At 57.5% G+C, this 22832-nt stretch carries 12 protein-coding genes; 9 read left to right on the plus strand and 3 right to left on the minus strand.

What is annotated here, in order from left to right:
* Positions 1 to 8: 8 nt before the first annotated feature.
* A complete protein-coding gene (locus tag HDF15_RS15460) occupies positions 9 to 1280 on the minus strand; it encodes a GRP family sugar transporter (protein ID WP_311733120.1) in 1272 nt (423 codons plus the stop codon).
* A 402-nt stretch (positions 1281 to 1682) separates the two neighbouring features.
* Between HDF15_RS15460 and HDF15_RS15465 the strand changes: the two genes are divergently transcribed.
* The 3 genes from HDF15_RS15465 (at position 1683) to HDF15_RS15475 (ending at position 8560) form a co-directional block, all read left to right on the plus strand.
* Positions 1683 to 3872: a GH92 family glycosyl hydrolase gene (locus tag HDF15_RS15465; protein WP_260331115.1), complete on the plus strand. Its 2190-nt coding sequence runs from the start codon at positions 1683 to 1685 to the stop codon at positions 3870 to 3872.
* Positions 3873 to 4025: 153 nt separating this feature from the next.
* Positions 4026 to 6389: a glycosyl hydrolase family 95 catalytic domain-containing protein gene (locus HDF15_RS15470; RefSeq protein ID WP_260331116.1), complete on the plus strand. Its 2364-nt coding sequence runs from the start codon at positions 4026 to 4028 to the stop codon at positions 6387 to 6389.
* Positions 6390 to 6898: 509 nt separating this feature from the next.
* Positions 6899 to 8560 carry a TIGR03118 family protein gene (locus HDF15_RS15475; RefSeq protein ID WP_184257100.1) on the plus strand — a complete coding sequence of 554 codons (1662 nt, stop codon included), beginning with the start codon at positions 6899 to 6901 and terminating at the stop codon, positions 8558 to 8560.
* Between the two features lie 570 nt (positions 8561 to 9130).
* On the opposite strand, the gene HDF15_RS15480 is transcribed toward HDF15_RS15475, so the two are convergent.
* A complete protein-coding gene (locus HDF15_RS15480; protein WP_184257102.1) occupies positions 9131 to 10054 on the minus strand; it encodes a ferritin-like domain-containing protein in 924 nt (307 codons plus the stop codon).
* A gap of 100 nt (positions 10055 to 10154) precedes the next feature.
* A complete protein-coding gene (locus tag HDF15_RS15485) occupies positions 10155 to 10709 on the minus strand; it encodes a DUF4142 domain-containing protein (protein WP_184257104.1) in 555 nt (184 codons plus the stop codon).
* A gap of 307 nt (positions 10710 to 11016) precedes the next feature.
* On the opposite strand from HDF15_RS15485, the gene HDF15_RS15490 reads away from it, so the two are divergent.
* The 6 genes from HDF15_RS15490 to HDF15_RS15515 all read left to right on the plus strand — a co-directional run bounded on the left by HDF15_RS15490 (position 11017) and on the right by HDF15_RS15515 (position 22534).
* Complete coding sequence (locus tag HDF15_RS15490) at positions 11017 to 11547, plus strand: DUF3455 domain-containing protein (RefSeq protein WP_184257106.1); 531 nt, start codon at positions 11017 to 11019, stop codon at positions 11545 to 11547.
* Positions 11548 to 11698: 151 nt separating this feature from the next.
* Positions 11699 to 12970 (plus strand): hypothetical protein, encoded by a 1272-nt coding sequence (locus tag HDF15_RS15495; RefSeq protein ID WP_260331117.1) that lies wholly within the window; start codon positions 11699 to 11701, stop codon positions 12968 to 12970.
* Between the two features lie 344 nt (positions 12971 to 13314).
* On the plus strand, positions 13315 to 15579 hold the full coding sequence (locus tag HDF15_RS15500; protein WP_184257110.1) for an alpha-N-acetylglucosaminidase: 2265 nt from the start codon (positions 13315 to 13317) through the stop codon (positions 15577 to 15579).
* A gap of 32 nt (positions 15580 to 15611) precedes the next feature.
* Positions 15612 to 16763 (plus strand): acyltransferase family protein, encoded by a 1152-nt coding sequence (locus HDF15_RS15505; protein WP_184257112.1) that lies wholly within the window; start codon positions 15612 to 15614, stop codon positions 16761 to 16763.
* Between the two features lie 26 nt (positions 16764 to 16789).
* Complete coding sequence (locus HDF15_RS15510; RefSeq protein ID WP_184257114.1) at positions 16790 to 19138, plus strand: glycoside hydrolase family 2 protein; 2349 nt, start codon at positions 16790 to 16792, stop codon at positions 19136 to 19138.
* A 75-nt stretch (positions 19139 to 19213) separates the two neighbouring features.
* The gene (locus HDF15_RS15515; protein ID WP_184257116.1) at positions 19214 to 22534 is read left to right on the plus strand and encodes a carboxypeptidase-like regulatory domain-containing protein; all 3321 of its coding nucleotides are present in this window, start codon (positions 19214 to 19216) and stop codon (positions 22532 to 22534) included.
* Positions 22535 to 22832 lie beyond the last annotated feature (298 nt).

Raw genomic sequence — 22832 nt, forward strand, 5'->3', positions numbered from 1 at the left:
GTCGTCCTCTAGGAAAAGCGTGTCCAGCGCCACAGACTCCAGGTTCCCACAACAAGCGACGCCAAGAGTATCACGCTTAATCCTATGACCCACGCGAAGTCCATCTTCAGGGGCGGCACCACGGCTCTAAGGCCCAGCCAGACGAAGATGCCGGTGGCCACGAGGACGATCAGGTAATCCCACCAGCGCTTCCGCTCGTCACCTTCTCTGCCAAACTCCTCTCCTCCGAGCGCCGCCAGGGTGCGGTAGTAATCCAGGCCGTAGCGATCGCATTCGCGCATCACGGCCTCGTGCCGCGAGGTGTGTTCCCGTCCCGAGGATACGGCGGTGCTGATGGAGAGCGCTCCCAGGATCATGATCACCGATCCGGCCAGCACTAAAAGCTTATGGGCGCTGTTGGCGGTCGCCAACTCTCCGAAGACCAGAGCACCCCATGCGAGTCCCCAAAGTTGATTCGTGTTGGAGAGAGGGATTCCACGGCTGATGCCGAGATACTTCGCTGCGAACTGTTGGAAGAGATCACCGATGACCCAGACGAAGCCGCCAAGGAAGAGCCAGAACAGTACGCCTCGAATATGAAAGAGCTGAAAGGCCGTCGAGTGCGTTCCGCCATCGAGAGCGAGCGTGAGGATGAGGACGGTTCCCAGTTCGCCGATGGTGAAGGCTGTGACGAAGGACAGGGGATTCATGCCGCTGAGATAGGCTTTGCGATAGGGAACATACATCGTCCCCCACATGAGGCTTGCGCCGATAGCTGCAACGAATCCCCGGATGCTGTGCGCGGCCTGCGGCCCCGATCCGTGAAGGGTGCTGAAGCCCAGCATGATGGCTGCAATCACGATGGCGACCGCGCCGAGGACGACTTTGCCGGTGTTCCTGTTGCTTGCTCCTTCCAACTCACGAAAGAGAAGCCGGCCCCATAGCAGCCCGAAGAGGGAGTTCGTATTCCAGAGAGGGAAGGCCACGGCAAGGCCTACATCGCGGACCGCAAAGACCGTCAAGGTGTTGGCGACCGCCCAGAGCGCACCCGCCAGGATTGCCCACACGATGAGGTGTTTCTTCTCCATCAGGTCGGCGAAGACATAGCCGGTTCCCTTGAGCAGGGTAGGAAAGGTCCACCGGGCAGTGAAGACCCCGGCCACCATGCAGAGGGAGATGGCAAAGGGAGAGTATCCTGCGGTCACCAGCTTCACTGGGGCTTCCGCGGCTCCGAGCCAGACGCCGGCCACCAGGCCGCAGATCACTCCCAGGATATGCAGGGAGTGGATTTCGTTTCGCACTTTCCGGATCTCAGCTGCCACTCGTTCGACCTCGTGGGATGGATAGATTTATGCTTAGGCACGAGTGCTTAGTGCAGTACCACCAAAAGAACGATTCCGGCCAGAAGCACGACGAACGGCACGAGAAAATGGCTGTCGGTAAGGACGGTCCTGGTGCTTCGCAGAAAAGCCATGTGTCGAAATCTCCTGTGCTACTCTCGGAATCGCAATTAGTAACCGCTTACGTCGTGATAAACCTTATAAGCCACTTGCGGGGCTGTCAATGTGTCGAGTGATTTCGGGAACAACCTTCCGCATTGAAAGGGTTCAATGAGACTGTCAGCAGCGGCAAGTGATTTCATGCGCCTCCAGCAGAGAGCTTCTTTTCTTCTCCGGTCTCCGGTCCGGAAAGCGCTCGTCGCGATGTTCGTGCTTCTGCCTGCTCTCTCGGTGAGAGCGCAAAAGACAGCGATCGATGAGGTGAATGTCTACGTTGGCACCGGCAAGGGCGCTATCGGCTATGGAGGCACGATGCCTTTTGTCACGCCGCCCTTCGGCATGACGGATTGGACTCCGCAGACACGTCAGAACAAGATCAGCGTCACCTCCTACGAATATAGCGATCCGGCGATCTCCGGTTTCATGGGAACCCACCAGCCTGCCATCTGGATGGGGGACTATGGCTATGTTACGTTGATGCCGGAACTGGATGAGTTAAAGACCAGCCCTGAGGCGCGCAAGCTGCCCTTCACTCACGCGGATGAGATCGCTCATCCGGACTACTACTCGGTATCGATGCAGGCCGGGAAGTCACGAAGAATTCGCACGGAGATGACGGCCACGGACCACTGCGCCTATCTGCGGTTTACCTTCCCGGCCAATGAATCTTCCCTCGTCATGGTGGAGGCGGCACGTCCTGGCGTGCTCGGTTTTGCCCATGTAGATGCTGCTGCGAATGAGATCACGGGCTACAATCCCGACCGAATGGACGCGCATCTGGGGCCTTTGAAGCTGCCTCACTTTAAAGGGTACTTTGTTGTGCAGTTTCGCAAAGCGTTTCAGGGCTCCGGCACCTATGGGATGGAACCCGGGCAGGTGGGTTCCGCGATCGGCGCTTACGCGAAGTTTAGAACGGCAGAAGGGGAGATCGTCGAAGCCCGGGTGGGCACCTCCTTCATCAGCGTCGAGCAGGCACGTGAGAATCTGAAGCTCGAGATTCCGGACTGGGATTTCAAGGCCGTGCAACTCAAACTGCGACAGACGTGGAATGAGAAGCTGGCGCGTGTTTCTATCGAAGGCGCCACGGAAGATCAGCGAAAGATCATCTACTCCGATCTTTACCACGCACTGCTTTATCCGCGGCTCTTCTCGGAGCATGGCCACTACTACAGTGCATTCGACGACACGGTTCATGCCGGGGAGTCGTATACCGCATACTCCATCTGGGATACCTTTCGGGCAGAGCACAGCCTGCTGACCCTGATCGCGCCTGAGCGAATTGACGGTATGATTCAGGCGCTTCTGCAGGACTACAAGGAGGGCGGATGGATGCCGAAGTGGCCCAACCCTTCCTACACCAACATCATGATCGGCACGCATGCCGACTCGCTGGTCGCAGAGGCAGTGCAGAAGCACTTTCACGGTTTCGACTATCAGCTTGCCTGGGACGCGGTGTACAAAGACGCGATGACACCGCCCGATGGAGACACGACGAGGCGGTGGGCCGACAGGGAACCGCACACTCCATACGAGGCGCGGGCCGGACTTACCTATCTGAAGACCCTGGGATATATTCCGACCGATAAGACGGCAGAGGCGGCGTCGAGCACTCTGGAGGATTCCTATGACGACTGGTGCGTGGCGCAGCTAGCCAAAGCTTTAGGAAAGAACAAGGAGTATGACTACTTCCTGCACCGTTCTTTAAACTACCAGAACCTCTTTAATAAGACGACCGGCTTTATGCAGGGCAAGAGGTCCGATGGGTCGTGGGCGAACGCGGACGAAGGCTGGACGGAGGGAAATACGTGGGTCTACACCTGGGCCGTGATGCACGACATCCCTGGCCTGATCGATCTTATGGGTGGAAGAGATAACTATAACGCCAGGCTGGACGAGCACTTTGCAGGAAACCACAACGTGCACAGCAACGAGCCAAGCCATCACTACGGCTATCTCTATGACTACAGCGGACAGCCCTGGAAGACGCAGGCGAAGGTGCGTGAGATTGCCGCGGCGGAGTACGCGAATCTTCCGGGAGGAATCGACGGCGACGATGACTGTGGGCAGATGTCTGCCTGGTATATCTTCACCGCGTTTGGTTTTTATCCGGTCAATCCCGCGTCGGGCGACTACATGATCGGCAGCCCGCTCTTTCGGCGCATGTCGTTGCGGCTGGCAAACGGAAAGACCTTTTCGGTTTCGACCGAGAACAATTCAGCGAAGAATGTATATATCCAGTCGGTCACTCTGAACGGTAAGCCATTGACCACGCCAGTGCTTCGGTTTGACGATATCGAGGCTGGGGTTTCGGTGAAGATGGTGATGGGGCCAACGCCTTCACGATGGGCTGCGGACTGGAAGCCTGTATCGATAAGTGATGCCTCTAAACGGTAGGGCACAGGCTTTTCGCATCAGGAAGCAACGATTGAAAAGGTACAAGGAGATCCAACTGTGCTCGACATGTCCATGTTCCGCCTCGTCTTGAAAGAATCTAGTTCCAGACGCTTTTCGTGGTCTTTTGATCTACTGCCGAGAGCTGTCGGACACATGGTCCTTGTCTCTTCTTTGGCCGCTCTTACTGCGGCTCCTCTTACAGGACAGACGAAAGAGGCGACAACCGCGTGGCAGGACGGTCGTTTTCATGTCGATACGAAGAGCGTTGTCGGAAGCTCGGACATCATTCTTCAGCGGCCGAATCTGTTGCCTCGAGAGTTGATGCCGCTGGGCAATGGGCGGCTCGGCGCTGCGGTGTGGGCGCAGGACGGCTATACCGCTCAGCTCAATCGAGGCGATACCTTTCCGCATCGCCTGTCTCCCGGACAGCTTGTGATTCCGGGGCTGCAGAGACTGACGCAGGCCAGCGACTACTCAGCACGTTTGGATCTCTATGACGGAGAGTTCCAGGAGCAGGGCGGAGGCATGAGCGCTGTCACGTATGTGACGGAGAAGCTCGATGCGCTGGTGGTCGAGGTGAAAGGCGCAGATCCCAAGAGCTTGCAGACGGTGGAGCTCAAGCTGTGGTCGCCGCGTAAGCCGCAGGTCCTGCGGAAGGGCAACATCGGCGTGCTCGCGGAGACCTGGGTGGACAATGAGGAGGCTGGAGCCAGCGGCGAGACCTTTGGCTCCTTGTCGGCGGTGACTGTCGATGGGATTGACCTTCACGTCGAGCAGGATGGTCTTGCGATTAAAGTAAGCTTTCATCCGCGAGCGGACGGATCATTTCGTGTTCTTGCAGGCGCGCCGCATTGGCGCGGCGGCGATGCGCTCAGCACGGCGTCGGAGTTGCTTACAGGTGTTGAAAAGCTTTCACCGAGCGAGCATCGTACCTGGTGGAACCAGTACTGGGAGCGGGTGGGGTTGATCCAGGTTTCCTCGCACGATCACACTGCGGAGTACCTCAACAACCTGCGCACGATCGACCTCTATACGGCTGCGGCCGAGAGCCGCGACAAGCTGCCTGGTGCGCAGGCTGGCATCGGAGATCTGTTCTCTTCCATTCGCGATGAGCACCAGTGGGGGCCTTCTGCGTACTGGCACTGGAATCTGCGCATGCAGGTAAGTGCGAATCTCGGCGCGGGTGTTCTTGATCTGAACGATCCTTATTTCAACCTCTACCGGGAAAATCTCAACGCAGTGCTGGCCTGGACGAAGAAGCATATGGGCGGCAGGGCTGGAATCTGCGTGCCTGAAACGATGCGGTTTAACGGTCAGGGCTTTGAGAATGAGACCTGGATTCCTGCCGCCGCGATCAACTGCGGCGAAGACTCCAAGCCGTACTACAACGCACGCACGATCTCGACGGGCGCCGAGGTATCGCTGTGGATCTGGCAGCAATTCCTGTTTACGGACGATTTGAATTTCCTGCGCGAGAACTATCCTGTGATGCGAGAGGCAGCGCGCTTTTATCTTGCCTATGGAACGCACAGCGCTGATGGGTCTCTCCATACCTTCCCCTCCAATGCGCATGAGACGAAGTGGGATGTCCATGACCCCACGACCGACGTCTCGGCGATGCAGGCTCTTTTCCCTGCGGTCATCGAAGCGGCAGGTTTGTTGAAGATTGACGATGCAGTGGTGGAACAGTTGAAGAAGGATGTTCCTAAGCTGTCGCCGCTCGCAAGGATCAGCTTGGCTTCTCCTAATGTGCTGGCAGCGCCGGATGCAGACGGAAAAGACATTGTGATTGCCGCCAGCGGCGATCCGGCAGCCCCGAGCCATAACTCTGAAAATATCGGGCTGGAGCCGGTGTGGCCGTATGGGTTGATTGGAGACGAAGGGCCACTGCATGCTCTCGGCGTGCGCACCTTTCTCAACCGTCCCCAGAAGAATGAAGCCGATTGGAGCGCCGATCCTGTTCAGGCTGCGCGCCTGGGGCTTGCGGAGGAATTCAAATCGAGTGCGCTGGCCTTGACGGAGAGATACCAGATCTACCCCTCAGGATTGGCGACGCTTGTGGGGCCTGAGTTCTACGTGGAGCAGATCGGTGTGGTCGCCGATGCCATTCAGACGGCTCTCGTCCAGGATTACGATGGGCTGATCCGGATTGCTCCTGCTTGGCCGAAGGATTGGAATGCGGACGGAACGGTTTTCGTTCAGCACCGCAATAGAGTGCATGTACAGATTTATGACGGCGAGCTTGTTACCGTTGGGATCGATGCGGGTTCCGCATCGCCGCTAAAGGTTCGCAATCCCTGGCCTGGCGAGAGTGTCGAAGTGATCAATGCAAGCACGTCAGCGGTAGTCGTGCCCGCGAGCTCGGCCAGGGTGCTGCAGTTTTCGCCTCAGGCCTTGACCAGCTATCTCATTCTCCCCTCGGGCAGGAAGAGCTCTCTGCATTTCGAGCCCGTTTCCGGAGTAAGGGCCATGACGCCGAAGTCTCTGGGGAGCCGGACGATCGGTATTCCCCGATAGCTAAAGGTTGTGTTGTAACGCCGGGCGACTATTGAAGCACCCGATAGATCGCCCGTGTAGCGGTGCCGTAACTGAGGCTTCTATTGTCCGGTGGCCCCTGCCGCCTCTGCTCTTGCCTTTCTTGTTTGTCATTCCGAGCGCAGCGAGTGAATCTGCTTCCTCCCGCTTTTTGCCTGTGTCTCCACAAATCTTACCGTTCAGCGAGAACCATACGTTTTAGTTCGTACCACACGTTTTATAGGTGGTACGAACGAAGAACGGGAGGAAGCAGATTCACTCGCTGCGCTCGGAATGACAAACAAGAAAGGCAAAAGCAACGTCCCTGCGAGTCAGCCTCGGGATGACGCTTCTATGCCAAGATAAAACGGTAGCTTCATCTATTTGAAATCCGCTCCTGATTTTTAGTGGAATAAATAACTCGCTGCGTTGTTTCTACATACGAGACGCCGACCGGTGAGTTTCCGGGTGGCTCTATTTCAAAACAATCGAGTTACTCTTCAGGAGCTTTCATGACCTATAGCAATGAAGTGCTGCGGCTAACAGGCCGTCGCCTTCGCACCTTTTCGAGTGTGGCAACGAAATCCCCCACTCGTTTTGCCCTATCTTTGTTGTTCTCGGCGGTCGCCGCATTGTGCCCTCTCGGCTCTTTCGCGCAGACGAGCACTTACACGCAAACTAATATCGTCTCCGACGGCGCTGTTGCAGCCAATAAGACGGATCCGAATCTTATCAATCCGTGGGGTATTGCCATTGGCAAGGCTTTCTGGATCGATTCACCTACAAGCGGTCTCTCTTTGATCGATGACTCTCAGGGCAACCAGCAGTTTACGGTCGCTGTTCCTCCGGCTATTGCCTCTTCGACCCATGGAGAGCCGACGGGCGTAGTCTTCAACGGCGATACGACTGTATTTCAAATTCCCAGCAATACGGCTGCGCAATTTATCTTTGCCACCTTGGACGGTACGATTGCTGCCTGGAACTCGACTACGCCGGCGGCTGTGACAGTCGTCAATAACTCGGCTGCAAAGGCCGTCTATACGGGCATTGCCATCGATACGAATCCGACGGGCACCTTCCTGCTGGCCGCTAATCAGATCCCAGGGGGAGGGATCGATGTATTCGATAAGAACTTCGCTCCAGCCCATCTTGCAGGAAGCTTTGCGGATTCTACGTTGCCGGCCAATTTCTCTCCTTTCTCTGTGCACATCCTTGCGGGGAATGTATATGTCGACTACACAGAGGTCAATCCCGCCACGGGTAAGAGAGTAGTGGGTGCGGGACTTGGTTTTGTCGATGTATTCGACGTCAACGGAAACCTTATTCAGAGAGCGATCAGTGCGGGAAATCTGAATGCTCCTTGGGGCATGGCGATTGCTCCTGCTGGTTTCGGCAGCTTCAGCGGCGATCTCCTTGTGGGTAACTTCGGAGATGGAACGATTAATGCCTTCGATCCAAGCAGCTTTGCCTTAAAGGGCCAGTTGCAGGATGCGGATGGTAATGCAATTACGAACAGCGGTCTTTGGGAGATTGTTTTCGGAGCCAAGAATGTGGGCGACCCGAATACTTTGTTCTTCTCGGCTGGCATCAACGGCACCAAGGATGGCCTCTTCGGAGAGATTTCGCTCTCAGGGCCTCCGGTAGGAACTCCGGATTTCACGTTCCAGTCCGGCACGACGGCACTGACTGTTTCGAATGGAAAGAGCGGCACTGTCAATGTATCGCTGGCGGGAATAAACGGGTTTAGTGGCCCGGTGACGTTCTCCTGCTCCGGTCTGCCGACGGGTGATAGCTGCACCTTCACCCCTGCGACGGTCTCTGTCTCCGGCACTACGGCGACAGCCGTAGCAGTATCCATAGCCACAGCCGCTACTACGAGCACCGGCACGGCGCAGCTCAATCAGCATGGAACTGGCTATGGCCTGACGCTTGCCTTTATGGGGCCGCTGGGACTACTGGCGCTTCTCGGCATTCGCCGTCGCTCGATGCTTCTGCGCGGTACAGCACTGGCGTTTGCACTTGTTCTGATGTCCGCAGGTGTAATTGGCTGTGGTTCTTCGAGCAAGGACCAGAGCCTGCCTCCCCCGGCTGCGCCCGTGACGACCAACATCACGATCAATGCCACGGCGGGAAGCACAACGCATACGATCCCCGTTGCACTTACTGTCGACTAAGTAAAAATAACGTGATCTTAGCGGGAGGAATCCTTTGGATTCCTCCCGCTAAGTTTTTAACTAATGACAAAAGCCGTTCTCTATGGGAATCGTTCTAGCGTAGTGAGTCATTAGTTCATTGAAGAACAATGGTCAATCTCGACACAGCGCGAAGCGCATCGTCTTGATGCTTCAGCATCAGGGCGACGGAGGGAGCCGTAGCCTTTAGGCTACGGAAATAGAGGCTTAGCAAAGATGTGGCCTTTAGGCCCGGGCCTTCTTTCGGCTGCGAACAAAAGGCCCGGGGCTGAAGCCCAATTCTTGCCTAACCCTTGTTCCGTAGCCTAAAGGCTACGGCTCCATCCGCCCCGCGACGCTAAAGCGTCACGGTTTGCTCTTCGCGCTGTGGGTAACGCTGGTTCTTCAACGAACTAAACACTCACCACACTAGTACAGTGGCGGTCCAGAATGCTACGGGGAGTTTTTCCATCTAGCGCAAGTTAGCAAAAAAACAGCGTAGCTCCGAGTAGCTACGCTGTGGCCCATTACCGATTTTTAATAGAGATAGGCAAAACTATAAAGAGGAAATAACTAGCTGGTCGCAATATTCCCATTCAGGCCTGCGGGGAAGAAGCCGCCTTTGGATACGCCGGTCTTGCCAGCGGCGTTATATACGATCTGAAGCACTTGCGAGGTGCTACGTGTGAAAGCAGTCGCGAGTGGCACGGAGGTAGTTGCTGTAGCTGTGCCGGAGGTAGCGAAGAAGCCACCGGCTGCGGTTGGACCCTGAGTTGCCAGTACCTCCGCGCCGGGATCGCTGGTAGGAACATCCAGAGAGTCGGCTGCGGCAAAGGGGGCTGACTGCTGGATGGAGATCAGACGCAATGCGCCTGCCTGGAAGCCTTCTACCGCCAGAATCTGCGCCGCATAGGCGAGGTTCGTTCCGGTCAGCAGAGCGGTGGCTCCCGCATAGGCTGTTGTGCCTACATCCTCAAATTGGCGCGCGATGGTGATGATGTTGGCCGAGGTGACGGCTCCGGCCGCCGATAGGTCCAGGGCCGGTCGTGAGACATGGCCGCTGCCGATCAGCGATTGCAGATCGGCGACATGAGACATCTCGTTGAAGAAGATCTCGTTGAAGATATCGGTGATCTGCTGGTTAGGAAATGCAATCTTTGCGCTTGGAGCTCCAGTGATGGCTCCGCTGCCCGCGGTAAGGTTGGAGGGGAGATCGGTACCTTGAGTCGCAAAGGAATAGAACGTTGCCTCAAGGTACTCGAGATTCAGTGCGAAGTTCAGAACGTCGGTCTCTGAAGGGCCGGCCGCCATCACGGTGGAGGAACCGTTCGAGTGCGAGTTGCCGCATCCGCCCAGAAGTGCCATACTTCCCGCAGCGCCAGCAAGACTAAGCCCGGTCATAAATCTTCTGCGGTTTAGGGTCCGCTCAGCGCGGATCGCTTTTGCCTGCTCGACTGTTATCTGCTCGAACTCCGGTGCCTGTGTCTTACCTGCCATTGGAAGTGCTCCTTGGGTTACATCAAACTGCTGTCTGAGAAACACGGGAGATGGCAATTTATTTCAAACAAGAGACGGCAATTTATTTCTTTTTTTAGGTTTACAGGAGTGAGTAAAATTTCGAGTTATTGCTGATGCCAGATACCTCTTTTTCATCGGTTCCGTGGATCGCACCGATGTGACGCTTTACGATCTTGTCGGTACCTGCGGCAAATACTTTGAACTTCTCTGATCCTTCAACGGCTTCTTTTGCAAACAGCTTTTCGTCCATGTCGTGGATCTGTGCCATGTCGCTGATATAGGCCTCATCGAAGTCGGGGCCGGAGAGGTCCTCCAGCTTTTGCAGGCGCTGCCGGAAGGTGTCATTCAAAGGCTGAGGCAGGTTGATTCCCGCGGCGGTTGCAATCTCTCTTAGCTCACGGTTTACAAGATCGTGGTCATGGACTTCCATGATGGCGAGATCACGCACGTCCTGGGTGGTGGCCTTCTGTTGGGCTACTTTGCTGGCTACGACCTCATACATGCCACCCTGGGATACTTTGGCGGCGAATACCTTATCCGCTGCGGAGGCTGTGGCGGCAGAGGAGGGCACGGAGGCGACGGGCAAGGCCCAGAGGACGGCTGAGGAGCAAAGAACAAAGAGGGTTGACTTCATGGGGAATATCTCCTGGGAAGGTGTGTGCGCAGGTTGCACTCTCTGAGGCACTCACATGGTTCCAGTGATGAAACACACCGGAGGCCCGATTATTCCCTCAGGCAGCAGGCAACAACGCGATTTCTCATGAAGAAACGCAGGTGTGGGTGACGTTGGTCGCCTAAAGGCAGTCGCCTATATTTCGTTCGTCATTTTTCGCTAATCCCCGGAATAAATGACTAAGGGCGGTGTTGTGTCAGGTGAGCATCCAAATTGCCGGCTTCCCGCGATGAAGTGCAGAGCCTGCGGATGCCTATGGAGGTTTCAGATGTCGTCTGGCTTAATCAAGCGATGTTGTTCTGTCTCAAGTCTGCGGACAGGTTGTTTCTCTCTCCTCGTTGGAGCTGTGCTGTGCTTTGTACCTGGGGCCGGTGCTCAGACCCCGGGAGATTCGGTGGATGTTCCTGGACACCCTTCGCTCGTGTTGAGGGCCAAAGGGGTCGGTGCGCAGGTCTATAGCTGCCTTGCAGGGACGTGGACGCTGCAGGGCCCGGATGCGAACCTCCTGAACCCGACGGGTGAGGTGATCGGGCGACACTTTACAGGTCCTACCTGGAAGCTCAACGATGGCAGTTGGGTCAAAGGCAAAGCAGTCGTCAAGCAAGATTCGCCGGAGGCGAAGTCTGTGCCGTGGCTGTTGCTTGAATCTGTCGGTGGTGAGGGTAGCCTGGCGGCGGTTCGATACATCCAGCGCACGGAGACGCACGGTGGAAATGCGCCCTCCGGAAGCTGCCGCGAGAGCGCAGAGGTGCGGGTTCCTTATTCCGCAATCTATTCATTCTATGTGGTGAATCCTTAAACAGGGAGTAAGTTGGGCTGCGCTTCGCACATAGCCGAACTCCCCTGCGGCTAGAGGCGGATGGTAAATTTAAGACATTGTAACCAACTCCACTTCGAAGCCTGAGTCCTTGTCGGCAGGCGAACGTTCACGGTATCAAGACGACGAGCGGATGCTGTTACTGCGGCAGATCGCCGCATCTCGGACGTTTGCCAAGTCCCCCCGGCTTACGAAGTTCCTCGAATTCATCTGCCTGTGGCTGTTTGAAGGCCGCGCCCGGGAGATCAACGAACAGCAGATCGGGATCCACGTCTTTGGACGGTCGGTTGCCTATAGTGCCTCGGATGACAGCATTGTCCGGAGCCAGGCTCGCCTGTTGCGCCAGCGCCTCGAAGAGTACTTCGAGCACGAGTGTCCTCACAGCGCGCTGATCGTCACGATTCCCAAGGGCGGCTATGTGCCTGTCTTCGAACCCCGGGAGGTGGTGCAGGGGGTAGTCGTCCAGCCGAAGCCAAATGCGGAAGCAGCTTCGGCTGAATCTTCGGCTGCCGCTCCGGCCGCCACTGCTCCTGCGCAGAAGCGCGGTCCGCGGCGCGTGATCCTTTTGGCAGGGCTCACGGCACTTGCTGTGGCGATTGGGGTGGTTGGCTTTTTCCTGCGTCCACGCAGCCCTCAGCCTGGAGCCGCCGCCGATGCCCTTTGGGCGGAGCTCTTCACCTCGGCCAGTCCAACATTAATCGTTCCTTCGGACGACGCACTCGTTCTCTTTCAGGACTTTACGAAGAGTCCCGTGCAGTTGGACGAGTATCTCAGCGGCACTTATTTGAGCAAGGCGAACCTGCCGAGCGTCAATGGAATCTCGCTCAGTGCCGAGTGGTTTGCGTCGCACCAGTTGACGAGCTCGGCGGACCTCAACCTGGCGCTGCGGTTGGCCAGACTGCCACAGGCGGTCAAGGCTGATGTTGAGACCCGTAACGCTCGCGTGCTCCGGATCGACGATTTGAAGAGCCGTAATGTCATCCTGATTGGCGGCGTCGCGGCAAATCCCTGGGTCGGGCTGTTCAAGGACCGCCTCAACTTCGACGTCAACTGGGACTGGAAGGCCTCGGAGGGCTATGTCGTCAATAAGCATCCCCAATCAGGTGAATCTGTGCTGTACCGGGACACCGTCACGGACGGGGCGAGACGCAGCTACGGGGTCCTGGCATTTCTGCCGGGGATCGAAGGGAACGGCGACGCTCTTCTGTTCCAGGGAACAGGGATGGCCGGTACGGAGTCTGCCGCGGATTTCCCCTTCAGCCTGACGGAGTTTAGAGACTTCGCCCAGCGGATCGGGGCCACCCATGACAAGATGCCGTACTTTGAAGTGCTGCTCGAAACCTCGAGCGTCGGTGGCAACGCCCCCGAGGCTCGGGTTGTGGCGTATAGAATCATCCGTCCTTGACCGGACGGATGCGTTTAGAGCGTCTGTTGCAAACCCGAGCAGCCTGCAGGTCTCTCCACTGCGGCGGCAAAAAACGCCGCCTCCGGTCGAGATGACAATTTTGTGGTGGATTTGGAAAACCCCTCAAAGGGAGCCCTTCTAAACCATAGCGACCCTAACCATAAAAGCCATTTTCCGCGCATAAAGCAGCCAGAACTGTGTTCATTGGCTCCCTCGACCAGGAGGCGTAACCCTTTTAGAATGTGCGGAAATATCGCGTTTCACGGTGAAAACGGGGCCGGTACGGTGAAAACGCTTGAGCTTTCACATCACGGGGTGCGAGTGTTTCGCAATCGGAGAAGCTAATGTGGACGCGGCGTAAGTTTATTGAGCTTTCGTGTGCAGGGGCCGCGCTGGCTCATGGAGGGCTTGCCGCGGTTGGCGAGACCCCGGCCCCCTCGTCTCCTCCTAACGTGGAGCCTCCAAGAGGAGCGGCCAGACCGTCGGCTGAGACGGCGATCGAAGCCTGCCGGGGTGTCCTGCAGCGCCAGCTTGGTTCCCGAGCGGCGGAGTTCGACCTGCATCTGCTCCCCGCCGTGGACGGCCACGAGGTCTATGAGCTCTCCGCCAGCGGCGGCAGGGTGACCGTTGCGGGCAGCAGCGGCGTCAGCCTGTGTCGCGGGATCTATACCTATCTGCGGGAGCATTGCCAGGCAATGATCTCCTGGAGCGGTCACCACCTTGATCTGCCCGCCCGGCTCCCGGATGTGGAGCACCATCGTGTCGTCTGCCCGTACAAGTTCGTCCAGTATCTGAACCCGTGCACCTACGGGTACACGATGGCCTTCTGGGACTGGCCGCGCTGGGAACGCGAGCTCGACTGGATGGCGCTGCACGGCATTACGATGCCGCTGGCCCTGGAGGGCCAGGAGGTCATCTGGAACCGGGTATGGCTCTCGCTCGGCCTTACCGAGGCAGAGATCGACACCTTCTCCGTGGGCCCGGCGCAGCTGCCGTGGCATCGCATGGGCAATATCAATCATTTCGCCGGTCCTCTGCCGCAGCATTTCATGGAAGAGAAGCGGATTCTCCAGCGCCAGGTTCTGAACCGGATGCGGGAGCTCGGCATGAAGCCGGTAGCGCCTGCCTTCGCGGGCTTTGTGCCGCAGGGCTTCAAGCGCCTCCACCCGGAGGTTGAGACCTTCACCCTGCTCTGGCTGCGCAAGGAGTTCAAGACCATCCCGCGCAGTACGCGTACCTTCATCCTCCACCCGGGCCAGCAGGAGCTATACCGCCAGATCGGGAAGAAGTTTATCGAGGAGTACAAAGCGGAGTACGGCGAGGTCGAGTACTACCTGGCCGACACCTTCAATGAGCTCGAGGTCCCGGTGCGGGAGGATCATCGCTACGAAGACCTTGAGCGCTTTGGCCGAACCGTCTTCGAGAGTATCCAGGCCGGCGATCCCAAGGGAACCTGGGTGATGCAGGGTTGGCTCTTCGTGTACGACTCCGAATTCTGGAATAACGAGTCGGTCGAGGCCCTGCTGCGCGGCATTCCGAACGACCGCATGCTGATCATCGACTATGCCAACGATCTTGCGCCGTCGGTTCAGGGGAAGTATCTGCCCGGTCAGTGGAAGCTCCAGAAGGCGTTCTTCGGCAAGCCGTGGATCAACGGTATGGCCCACACCTTCGGCGGCAACAACAATATCAAGGGCAACCTGAAGCTGATGGCGACGGAGCCTTCGACCGTCCTTGCCAGTTCGGAGCGCGGCAATCTCGTCGGCTGGGGCATGTGCCCCGAAGGCATCGAAAACAATGAGGTGGTCTACGAGTTGATGACCGACGCCGGATGGCAGTCGGAAGCTATCGACCTTGCGACGTGGATTTCGGCCTACTGCCGCTCGCGCTATGGCGACTGTCCTCCTGCAATGCAGCAGGCCTGGGAGTTGCTGCTCAAGAGTGCTTACAGCTCGCACATCTGGATCACCCAGCAGGCCTGGCAGGCAGAGCCGAGTGTGCATCCCATCGCCGCCTCGGTGGACGCCGGTCCTACCTTCCAGCGTGCGGTCGAGCTCTTTCTTTCCTGTGCTCCCCAACTGGCGAAGAGCGAGCTCTACCGCAACGACCTCATTGAGTTCGTCTCACAGTCTGTTGGCGGCAGAGTAGACGAGGCTCTGGCCTTGGCCGTGCAGGCTGGCGATGCCAAGCAGGACGAAGCTGCTGTTGCGCATGCTGCCCGTGCGGTGGAGTGGATGCGCCGCATCGATGGGTTGATGAATCTCCGGCCCGATCGCCGCCTCGAGACCTGGATGCAGGCGACGCGCGCTTATGCGAAGACCGATGATGAGGCGACCTTCTATGACGAGAACGCCCGGCTTCTGATCACGACCTGGGGTTGGCCGGAGCTCTCGGATTATGCCTCGCGCGTCTGGTCCGGCCTTATCCGCGATTACTACGCGGCCCGCTGGGAGGCCTGGTTCGCAAGCCGCCACACCGGGCGGTCCTTCTCGCTCGACCTTTGGCAGCAGACCTGGCTGTCTGCTCCCTATCGTCCCAGTAAGCCGCTGCCGGTCGCCGACCTTATCGCCGAATCGCATGCGCTGCTGTCTGAAGTGAAGAGTTTGTAGGGAATGAATTTTCTGAAAGGAGGGAATGACGTATGTCTAGCGCGACCGGAACACCGTTCCTGAATACCAGGCCGAACACGCGGTTGTTGTCGATCGATGTCCTGCGCGGCCTCACGGTCGCGTTCATGATTCTCGTGAACAACAACGGCAACAATGACCTTGCCTATCGCGCGCTGAATCACTCGCTATGGAACGGCTTCACTCCGACCGACCTTGTCTTTCCCACCTTCCTCTTCATCATGGGCATCTCGATGGTGCTCTCCTTCAGCGCACACCGTGCCAAGGCCACGAGCAATATCGTTATGCTCACGAGCATCGGACGTCGGTTCGCGTTGCTCATCTTCTTCGGGCTGGTTGTAAACGGGTTCCCCTACTTCCATCTCGATACTCTTCGCATCTACGGGGTTCTGCAGCGCATTGCGGTTTGCTATCTGCTAGCCGCGTTGCTGCAACTTGTGACCGATCGCATCGCACCGCGTGTTGTTCTGTTCTTTGCAGCGGTGATTGGTTATTGGGTGTTGCTGCGCTTTGTCCCGGTACCGGGGCACGGAATACCCGGCAGAGATTTTCCGCTGCTCGATCACGACATTAACCTGGTGGCATGGCTCGATCGCCATATCTTTCCGCATCGACTCTTTGAGAAGACACGCGATCCCGAAGGTCTGCTCAGTGACATCCCGGCCTTTGCTTCTACGATCCTCGGCCTTCTGGCTGGAGCCTGGATCAAGCAGGCGCGTCCCGCGGGACAGAAGCTTATGGGTCTGTTCGGAGCGGGTATCGCTCTTGCAGTTGCGGGCCTGCTCTGGTCGGAGAGTTTCCCGATCAACAAGAAGCTCTGGACCAGCTCTTACGTGCTCTATGCCGGGGGCCTTAGCATTCTGCTTCTCGCCGTCGCTTACTACCTCATCGAAGTTCGCCAGTTGCGCGGCCGGTGGACCTATCCGCTGCTGGTATTCGGCACGAATGCCATTACGGCGTATGTCATCTCCGAGTTGCTGTCGTCGGCGGTCGCTGTCTTCAAGGTCAACCAGACGCAAAGCTTCCAGGTGTATGTGTACTCGCACTACTTCATTCACCTGGGTACGCCAGCGATCGGATCTCTCATCTACTCGCTTCTCTTTGTCGCCGTGTGCTACGTCCCCGCATGGCTGCTCTACCGCAAACGCATCTTTATCAAGCTCTAGTAAATCGCAGGGAAGACGTAAGAGACATGACACTGAGTCGAAGAAGCTTTCTCAAAACGAGTGGTGGCTGCATCCTGGGCGGCGCAGTCGCGCGTCAGGGGTTCGCGCTCGTTGCGAAGCCGGAGCACCCAGCGCATCCGACGCGCCGGATCTATCCCCTCGTGGAGGGATGGCTTTGGAGCCGCAGTGTTCCGGCTAACGGTCATCTGCGCGGTTTCGACGACTCGGGCTTTGAGCACGTCGCTCTTCCGCACAGCAACGTCTTCGTTCCGTGGCACGGCACCGATCAGAACAGCTATCAGTTTGTCTCGCTCTATCGCCGGCACTTCACTCTTCCAGCAGGGGAGCCGGACAGGCGGGTCTTTGCTGACTTCGAAGGCGTTATGGTGGCGTCGAAGGTGTATCTGAATGGCACTCTGCTGGGCGAGTACTTCGGAGGCTTCACGCCCTTTTCTTTCGAGCTTACGCAACACCTCGATCAGGAGGGCGAGAACGTCCTCAGTGTCGAGGTGGACTCGCGTGAGTTGCCGGAGGTTCCGCCCTTTGGCTATGAGGTGGACTATCTCACCTTCGGCGGCATCTATCGCGGGGTCTCCCTGCGGACGACGGGGGGAACCTCGATTGAGAATCTTCGCGTTACCTCCTTTGAGGTGATCACCCCGAAGCCGCGAGTAGAGATAGAGGTCTTTTTAGATTCTGCTAAGACCGCGCTGAAGGTAAAGCCGGACACTCTCGAAGTCGAGATCTTCAACGACGCCGGTACGATCACGAAGCGCAGGCAGCGTCTCTCTCCCTCCGAACTCTCCGCAGGCCATGCAACGCTTTCGATAAGTGGGGTTGAGGGGCTAAAACTCTGGCAACTGCATGATCCGAAGCTCTACTCGGTGCGCGTGCGCCTGCTTGCCATTGGGCAGATCGTGGATGAGCAGGAGACGCGGTTCGGCTTGCGCGAGGCTCGCTTTACTCCTGCCGGCTTCTCTCTCAACGGAGAGATCGTCAAGCTGCGCGGGCTCAATCGCCATCAGACCTTTCCCTTCGCAGGCGCAGCGATGCCGAAGCGAGTGCAGCGCCGTGATGCGGCCATTCTCAAAGAACAGCTCAAGTGCAACATCGTGCGCTGCTCGCACTATCCTCCCTCGCATTATTTTCTCGATGCCTGCGATGAGCTGGGCCTGCTCGTCCTCGACGAGACTCCCGGCTGGCAGCATGTAGGCGATAGCGAACTCTGGCGTGAACGCTATCTCGATAACACGCGCCGCATGATTCGCCGCGACTGGAACCATCCGTCGATTGTTCTCTGGAGCATTCGCATCAATGAGTCGCGCGACTTTCACGATCTGTACGTGAAGGTGAACGCGCTGGCGCGTGAGTTGGACCCTTCTCGCCAGACCACCGGTGTGCGCTACTTCCAGGAGTCGGAGCTGTTGGAAGACGTCTTCTCGATGAACGACTTTCAGTTCCCGCTTAAGGCACCCAATCATCCTCTGTATCTCAACACCGAGTTTGTCGGCGCGGAGTTTCCTGTTCGTCCATGGGATAGCAATGCAGTCAACCAGGAGCATATCCTCCGTTACGCGCGCATCTTCAACCAACTGAACAGCCAGGCCGGATACTCCGGTGGTCTGGGCTGGTGTGGATTCGACTACCAGACTCATGCGGACTTCGGCTCCGGCGATCACATCTGTTACCACGGCGTGATGGACATCTTCCGCGAGCCTAAACCGGCAGCCGGATTTTTCCGGTCGCAGTGCCCTCCAACGGAGGAGCCCGTTCTCGAGCCTGGTTTCCACTTCGCGATGAGCGACGAGCCGTCAGGCTTTAAGAAGGGAATCATCTCCTCGAACTGCGATGAGATCCGCGCCTTCATCGGCCGCGACAAAGTCTGGCACCACATCATCGACCTGCGGCCGGAGCATGAGGAGTTTCCGCACCTCGCCTATCCGCCGTTCTATCTCACGCTTCCGGATGGCAACGACGACTGGGGCGACCTGCGCCTCGACGGCTATGTCAAAGGCGCACAGGTCATCTCCAGAAGCTTCTCGGGAAAGGGAATCGACCAGGCCTTCGAGATTCTTGCCGACGATTCGGAACTGATCGCGGACGGTGCGGATGCGACGCGTGTGGTGTTGCGCGTCACGGATGAGTATGGCGCGCCTCGTCCGCTCTGTTTCGATCCCATTACTCTCTCGCTCGATGGGCCGGCAGTGCTTCTCGGTGAGCCGATTGCCGTGCTCAGCGGAGGCAGAAGCGCGGTGTGGATCCGGTCAACCGGAGAGCCTGGCATCGCGACGTTCAAGGCAACCCACCCTCACTTCGGAGTGAAGATATTGACGTTCAGGATCATCGCTGAAGCAGACAACCACCGTGTTCTTTAGCTGAGTTTCTCCAACTTCTTTAACTCATTTTCTCGAAATAGATCGGCTCGTATCTGCGGGCGAAAGGAGCACTCTATGAAACAACTCTCACGCATTATCTTTTCACTAGCCCTTGTGTCACTGACCCTTGCCCTGCTCTGTCTGGGCGTCAGGCTCGAGGCACAGGTCACAGGCGCTCGGCTTACCGGCGTTGTCACCGATTCAAGCGGCGCAGCCATCCCGCAGGCTCAGATCACGATCACGAATACCGGGACCAATGCCGCGACGAAGACGACCTCGAACGCGCAGGGTGAGTACACCGTGCCTTCGTTGCCCGCCGGCCCTTATAAGATCTTCTCGACCGCGACCGGCTTCGCCGACACACTGCAGACCAACATCGTCCTGACCATCGGCCAGAGTGCGACGGTCAACATCGTTCTCAAGCCTGGAGGAGCAAACGAGACCGTCACCGTAAGTTCTAATCCCACGCTGATCAATGCCACTACCGCCGAGATCAGCGCGGTCGTCAACGAGGATTCCATCAAGGAGCTCCCGCTGAACGGTCGCGATCCTTCGAGTCTCGTCTTCCTGACGACCGGCGTTACCAACGAGCTGCAATCGCAAGCTTCCACCTTGCCAACCACTAACTCTTTCCCCACGCAGTCCAGCGGTTCTGCTGGCGGCGGACGGCAGGGAAGTACCTACTATCTGCTCGACGGCGTTACGAACATGGACTACTTCGCACTTCTTGCGGCACCGTTTCCAAATGCCGATGCCACCCAGGAGTTTCGTGTCATCTCGAACAACTTCGATGCCCGCTATGGTTTCTCACCAGGAGCGGTCGTCAGTATTCAGAGCAAAGGTGGTTCCAACAGCTTCCACGGCGGCGCCTTTGAGTTCCTCCGCAATGCTGTGCTCAACGCGTCGGACTACTTCAGCCATCAGGTCGATCCGTTGAAGCGCAATCAGTTCGGCGGCTATCTCGGCGGCCCCATCATCAAAGACAGGCTCTTCTTCTTCGCCAACTACCAGGGAACGCGCACCAGCACCAAGACTACCGAGAACAGCACCTATACCCCGACAGCAGCCATGCTCAATGGCGATTTCAGCGCGGTTGCAGTGGATCTCAAAGCACCTTTCGCGACGATCAATGGCAAGCGCAACCAGATCGATCCCAAGTTGTTCAGCCCCGGCGCGCTTGCGCTTGCGGCCTCCCTGCCTCTCGGCGGCGATCCCGCAACCGGCCTCACTAACTACGTCGGTCCGAAGGCGCGCTCCAACTACGATGAGGGCACGGGACGTATCGACTACACGCTCAATGACCGTCAGCGTGTTTTTCTCCGCAACTTCATCTATAACTTCAACCAGCCCGGACTCGGTATCCCCGGCAACCTGCTGGCGGGTGTTCAGGGGCTGCATGGTATCTATGTCAACGACGCCTTCAATCACTCCTGGACGATCAATCAGAATCTGCTGAACAGCATTACTGTCTTCTATCAGTCCTTCGACTACGGCTCCGGTACACCGCTCTTCAATAAGAACGGCCAGGAGGAGTGCCTTTCAAATTACGTCGATGTCTCCGATCCTCCGGGGTCCTGCTATATCGGCGGTATTTCGGCTGTCGACGGTAATTCACTCTACGGTGGCGCCCTTGGATTTACCGTCTTCAGCGGCGCGGTTAATAATACGAAGCGCCGGAACTGGGGCTTCTCCGATACCGTCACCCTGACCCACGGCAAGCACACCATGTACTTCGGGGCCGATGTCATGCACCGCTACACGCATGAGAACTCCGGTTCCGGTGCGAATCCGAATGTTGGCTTCACCAACGCCTTTACCGGCTTCACACTCTCGGACTTCCTCCTTGGCGATGTTCAAACCTTCTCGCAGAATGCTGGAGAGAGCGGCAGCGTGCGTGGTTGGATGACTGGTTATTACGCGCAGGACCAGTACAAGCTTCGCCCTAACCTGACGATCAATGCCGGACTCCGCTGGGATCCCTACACTCCGCTCAGCATCGACGGCGGACGCGGCGCAGCCTATGTCCCCGGCCAGCAGAGCACCCGGTATCCCAATGCTCCTGCGGGAGTAGTCTTCCCGGGGGATGCGGGCATCAACAACGCGATCATGCCTACGTCCTGGAAGTACTTCGAGCCGCGCATTGGTATTGCCTATCAGGCCTCTCCGAAGACCTCGGTGCGTGCCGGCTTTGGTATGTTCACCACGCCACTGGAGGATGCAAGCTACAACCACGTCTACGATACGGCGCCCTTCAATCCCTCGTTTGCGCTCAACGCCACCGCCACTACTCCTATCTCCTTCGATCATCCGTGGAGCGGCTTCGCCGCCACAGGTGGGCAGAGCCCGTTCCCACCGTTTGCTTCTCCTGGTGTGAGCCCGCCCTCTTCTTCTACGTTCACGCTGCCCATGCAGCTAGGTGCAGTCTTTCCGAAGAACTTCCGCCTCGGTATAGCGCAGAGCTGGAATCTCTCCGTGGAGCAACAGTTCACCGATACGCTCGCGCTGCATATCGCTTATGTAGGCAGCGAGACATATCACCTCTCCACGCCGATTGAATTGAACCCCGGCGTACTTAGCGATCCAGTCGTGACCAATGGTGTGACTACCTATAACAACGATTCACGCGCTCTTACGAACTTCGGTTCGATCATCCAGGTGGAAATCGGAGGAACCTCAAGCTATAACTCGCTTCAGGTCGGCATCGAGAAGCGTCTTTCGCACGGCATCCAGATACAGTCCAATCTCACGTGGGCGCATGCCTTCGATGTGGGCGGATCGGGAGATCCCTCCTTCGAGTCCAGCGTCAGCGATCCGCACAATGTAGGCCACGATCACGGTCCGTCGAGTCTCAACTATCCAATCGTCTCAGTCACCAACTTCACGTACCAGGCTCCGAAGTTCCAAAGCCTGAACCCCATCGTGCGGAACGTTATCGGCGGATGGTCGTTGACGGGTCTGGTGACTCTGCAATCGGGTCCGCCGTTTACCATCAACGGCGGTAATGGCAACAATAACTCCGGTTTCCTCGTCTACCAGGATCGCGCCGATCTGACTGGTCAGCCTCTCCAGGTGCGCCAGGGCGGCAAGGCCAACTGGCTCAATCACTACTTCAACGCCGGAGCCTTCACCAACAACAAGGTTGGAACTGCTGGAGATTCACCCAAATACCTCATCCAAGGCGTGCCCATCTACACGGCGGATCTGGGCGTTCAGAAGAACTGGCAGTTCCGGGAGCGTTACGGGTTGCAGTTCCGTTTCGAGGCCTTCAACGCTCTCAACCATCCCAGCTACGGTCAGCCGGATTCTAATCCTGACGACTCCAACTTCGGTGCGATCACCTCTACCGGGGCTATCCCCGCGCGAGTTGGTCAGGCTGCTTTGAAACTCACCTTCTAACCCGCAACAGTAAATCCAAAATGGCCGGCAGAGAAACTCTGTCCGGCCGTTTTGTTTGTGTCGTAACTCGAGCTGTACGACCCAGGAGGTCGGCCTCTCCTCTTCGGAAGAGGTGAAGTGAAGATTCGATGAACAACGCGGTCAGGCCTCACTTTGCGCTGGGATAATCATGGCTGGTCTCAAGAGGTTACCGCCGGCACTCACAAAAAGATCGGAATAAAACTTCAGCCAAAGTGTTTAATACGTTAGGGCCCCGTCAATCTGATTATCTGCCGTCGCAATCTAGCTTGCCTTCGCC

It is taken from the genome of Granulicella mallensis (assembly GCF_014203225.1).
GTDB lineage: Bacteria > Acidobacteriota > Terriglobia > Terriglobales > Acidobacteriaceae > Granulicella > Granulicella mallensis_A.

What these genes read in the sequence shown, in the direction of transcription:
- HDF15_RS15465 (WP_260331115.1), top strand. Translation starts at nt 1,683, where the DNA reads ATGTTCGTGCTTCTGCCTGCTCTCTCGGTGAGAGCGCAAAAGACAGCG.
- HDF15_RS15470 (WP_260331116.1), top strand. Translation starts at nt 4,026, where the DNA reads ATGGTCCTTGTCTCTTCTTTGGCCGCTCTTACTGCGGCTCCTCTTACA.
- HDF15_RS15475 (WP_184257100.1), top strand. Translation starts at nt 6,899, where the DNA reads ATGACCTATAGCAATGAAGTGCTGCGGCTAACAGGCCGTCGCCTTCGC.
- HDF15_RS15480 (WP_184257102.1), bottom strand. Translation starts at nt 10,054, where the DNA reads ATGGCAGGTAAGACACAGGCACCGGAGTTCGAGCAGATAACAGTCGAG.
- HDF15_RS15485 (WP_184257104.1), bottom strand. Translation starts at nt 10,709, where the DNA reads ATGAAGTCAACCCTCTTTGTTCTTTGCTCCTCAGCCGTCCTCTGGGCC.
- HDF15_RS15490 (WP_184257106.1), top strand. Translation starts at nt 11,017, where the DNA reads ATGTCGTCTGGCTTAATCAAGCGATGTTGTTCTGTCTCAAGTCTGCGG.
- HDF15_RS15495 (WP_260331117.1), top strand. Translation starts at nt 11,699, where the DNA reads ATGCTGTTACTGCGGCAGATCGCCGCATCTCGGACGTTTGCCAAGTCC.
- HDF15_RS15500 (WP_184257110.1), top strand. Translation starts at nt 13,315, where the DNA reads ATGTGGACGCGGCGTAAGTTTATTGAGCTTTCGTGTGCAGGGGCCGCG.
- HDF15_RS15505 (WP_184257112.1), top strand. Translation starts at nt 15,612, where the DNA reads ATGTCTAGCGCGACCGGAACACCGTTCCTGAATACCAGGCCGAACACG.
- HDF15_RS15510 (WP_184257114.1), top strand. Translation starts at nt 16,790, where the DNA reads ATGACACTGAGTCGAAGAAGCTTTCTCAAAACGAGTGGTGGCTGCATC.
- HDF15_RS15515 (WP_184257116.1), top strand. Translation starts at nt 19,214, where the DNA reads ATGAAACAACTCTCACGCATTATCTTTTCACTAGCCCTTGTGTCACTG.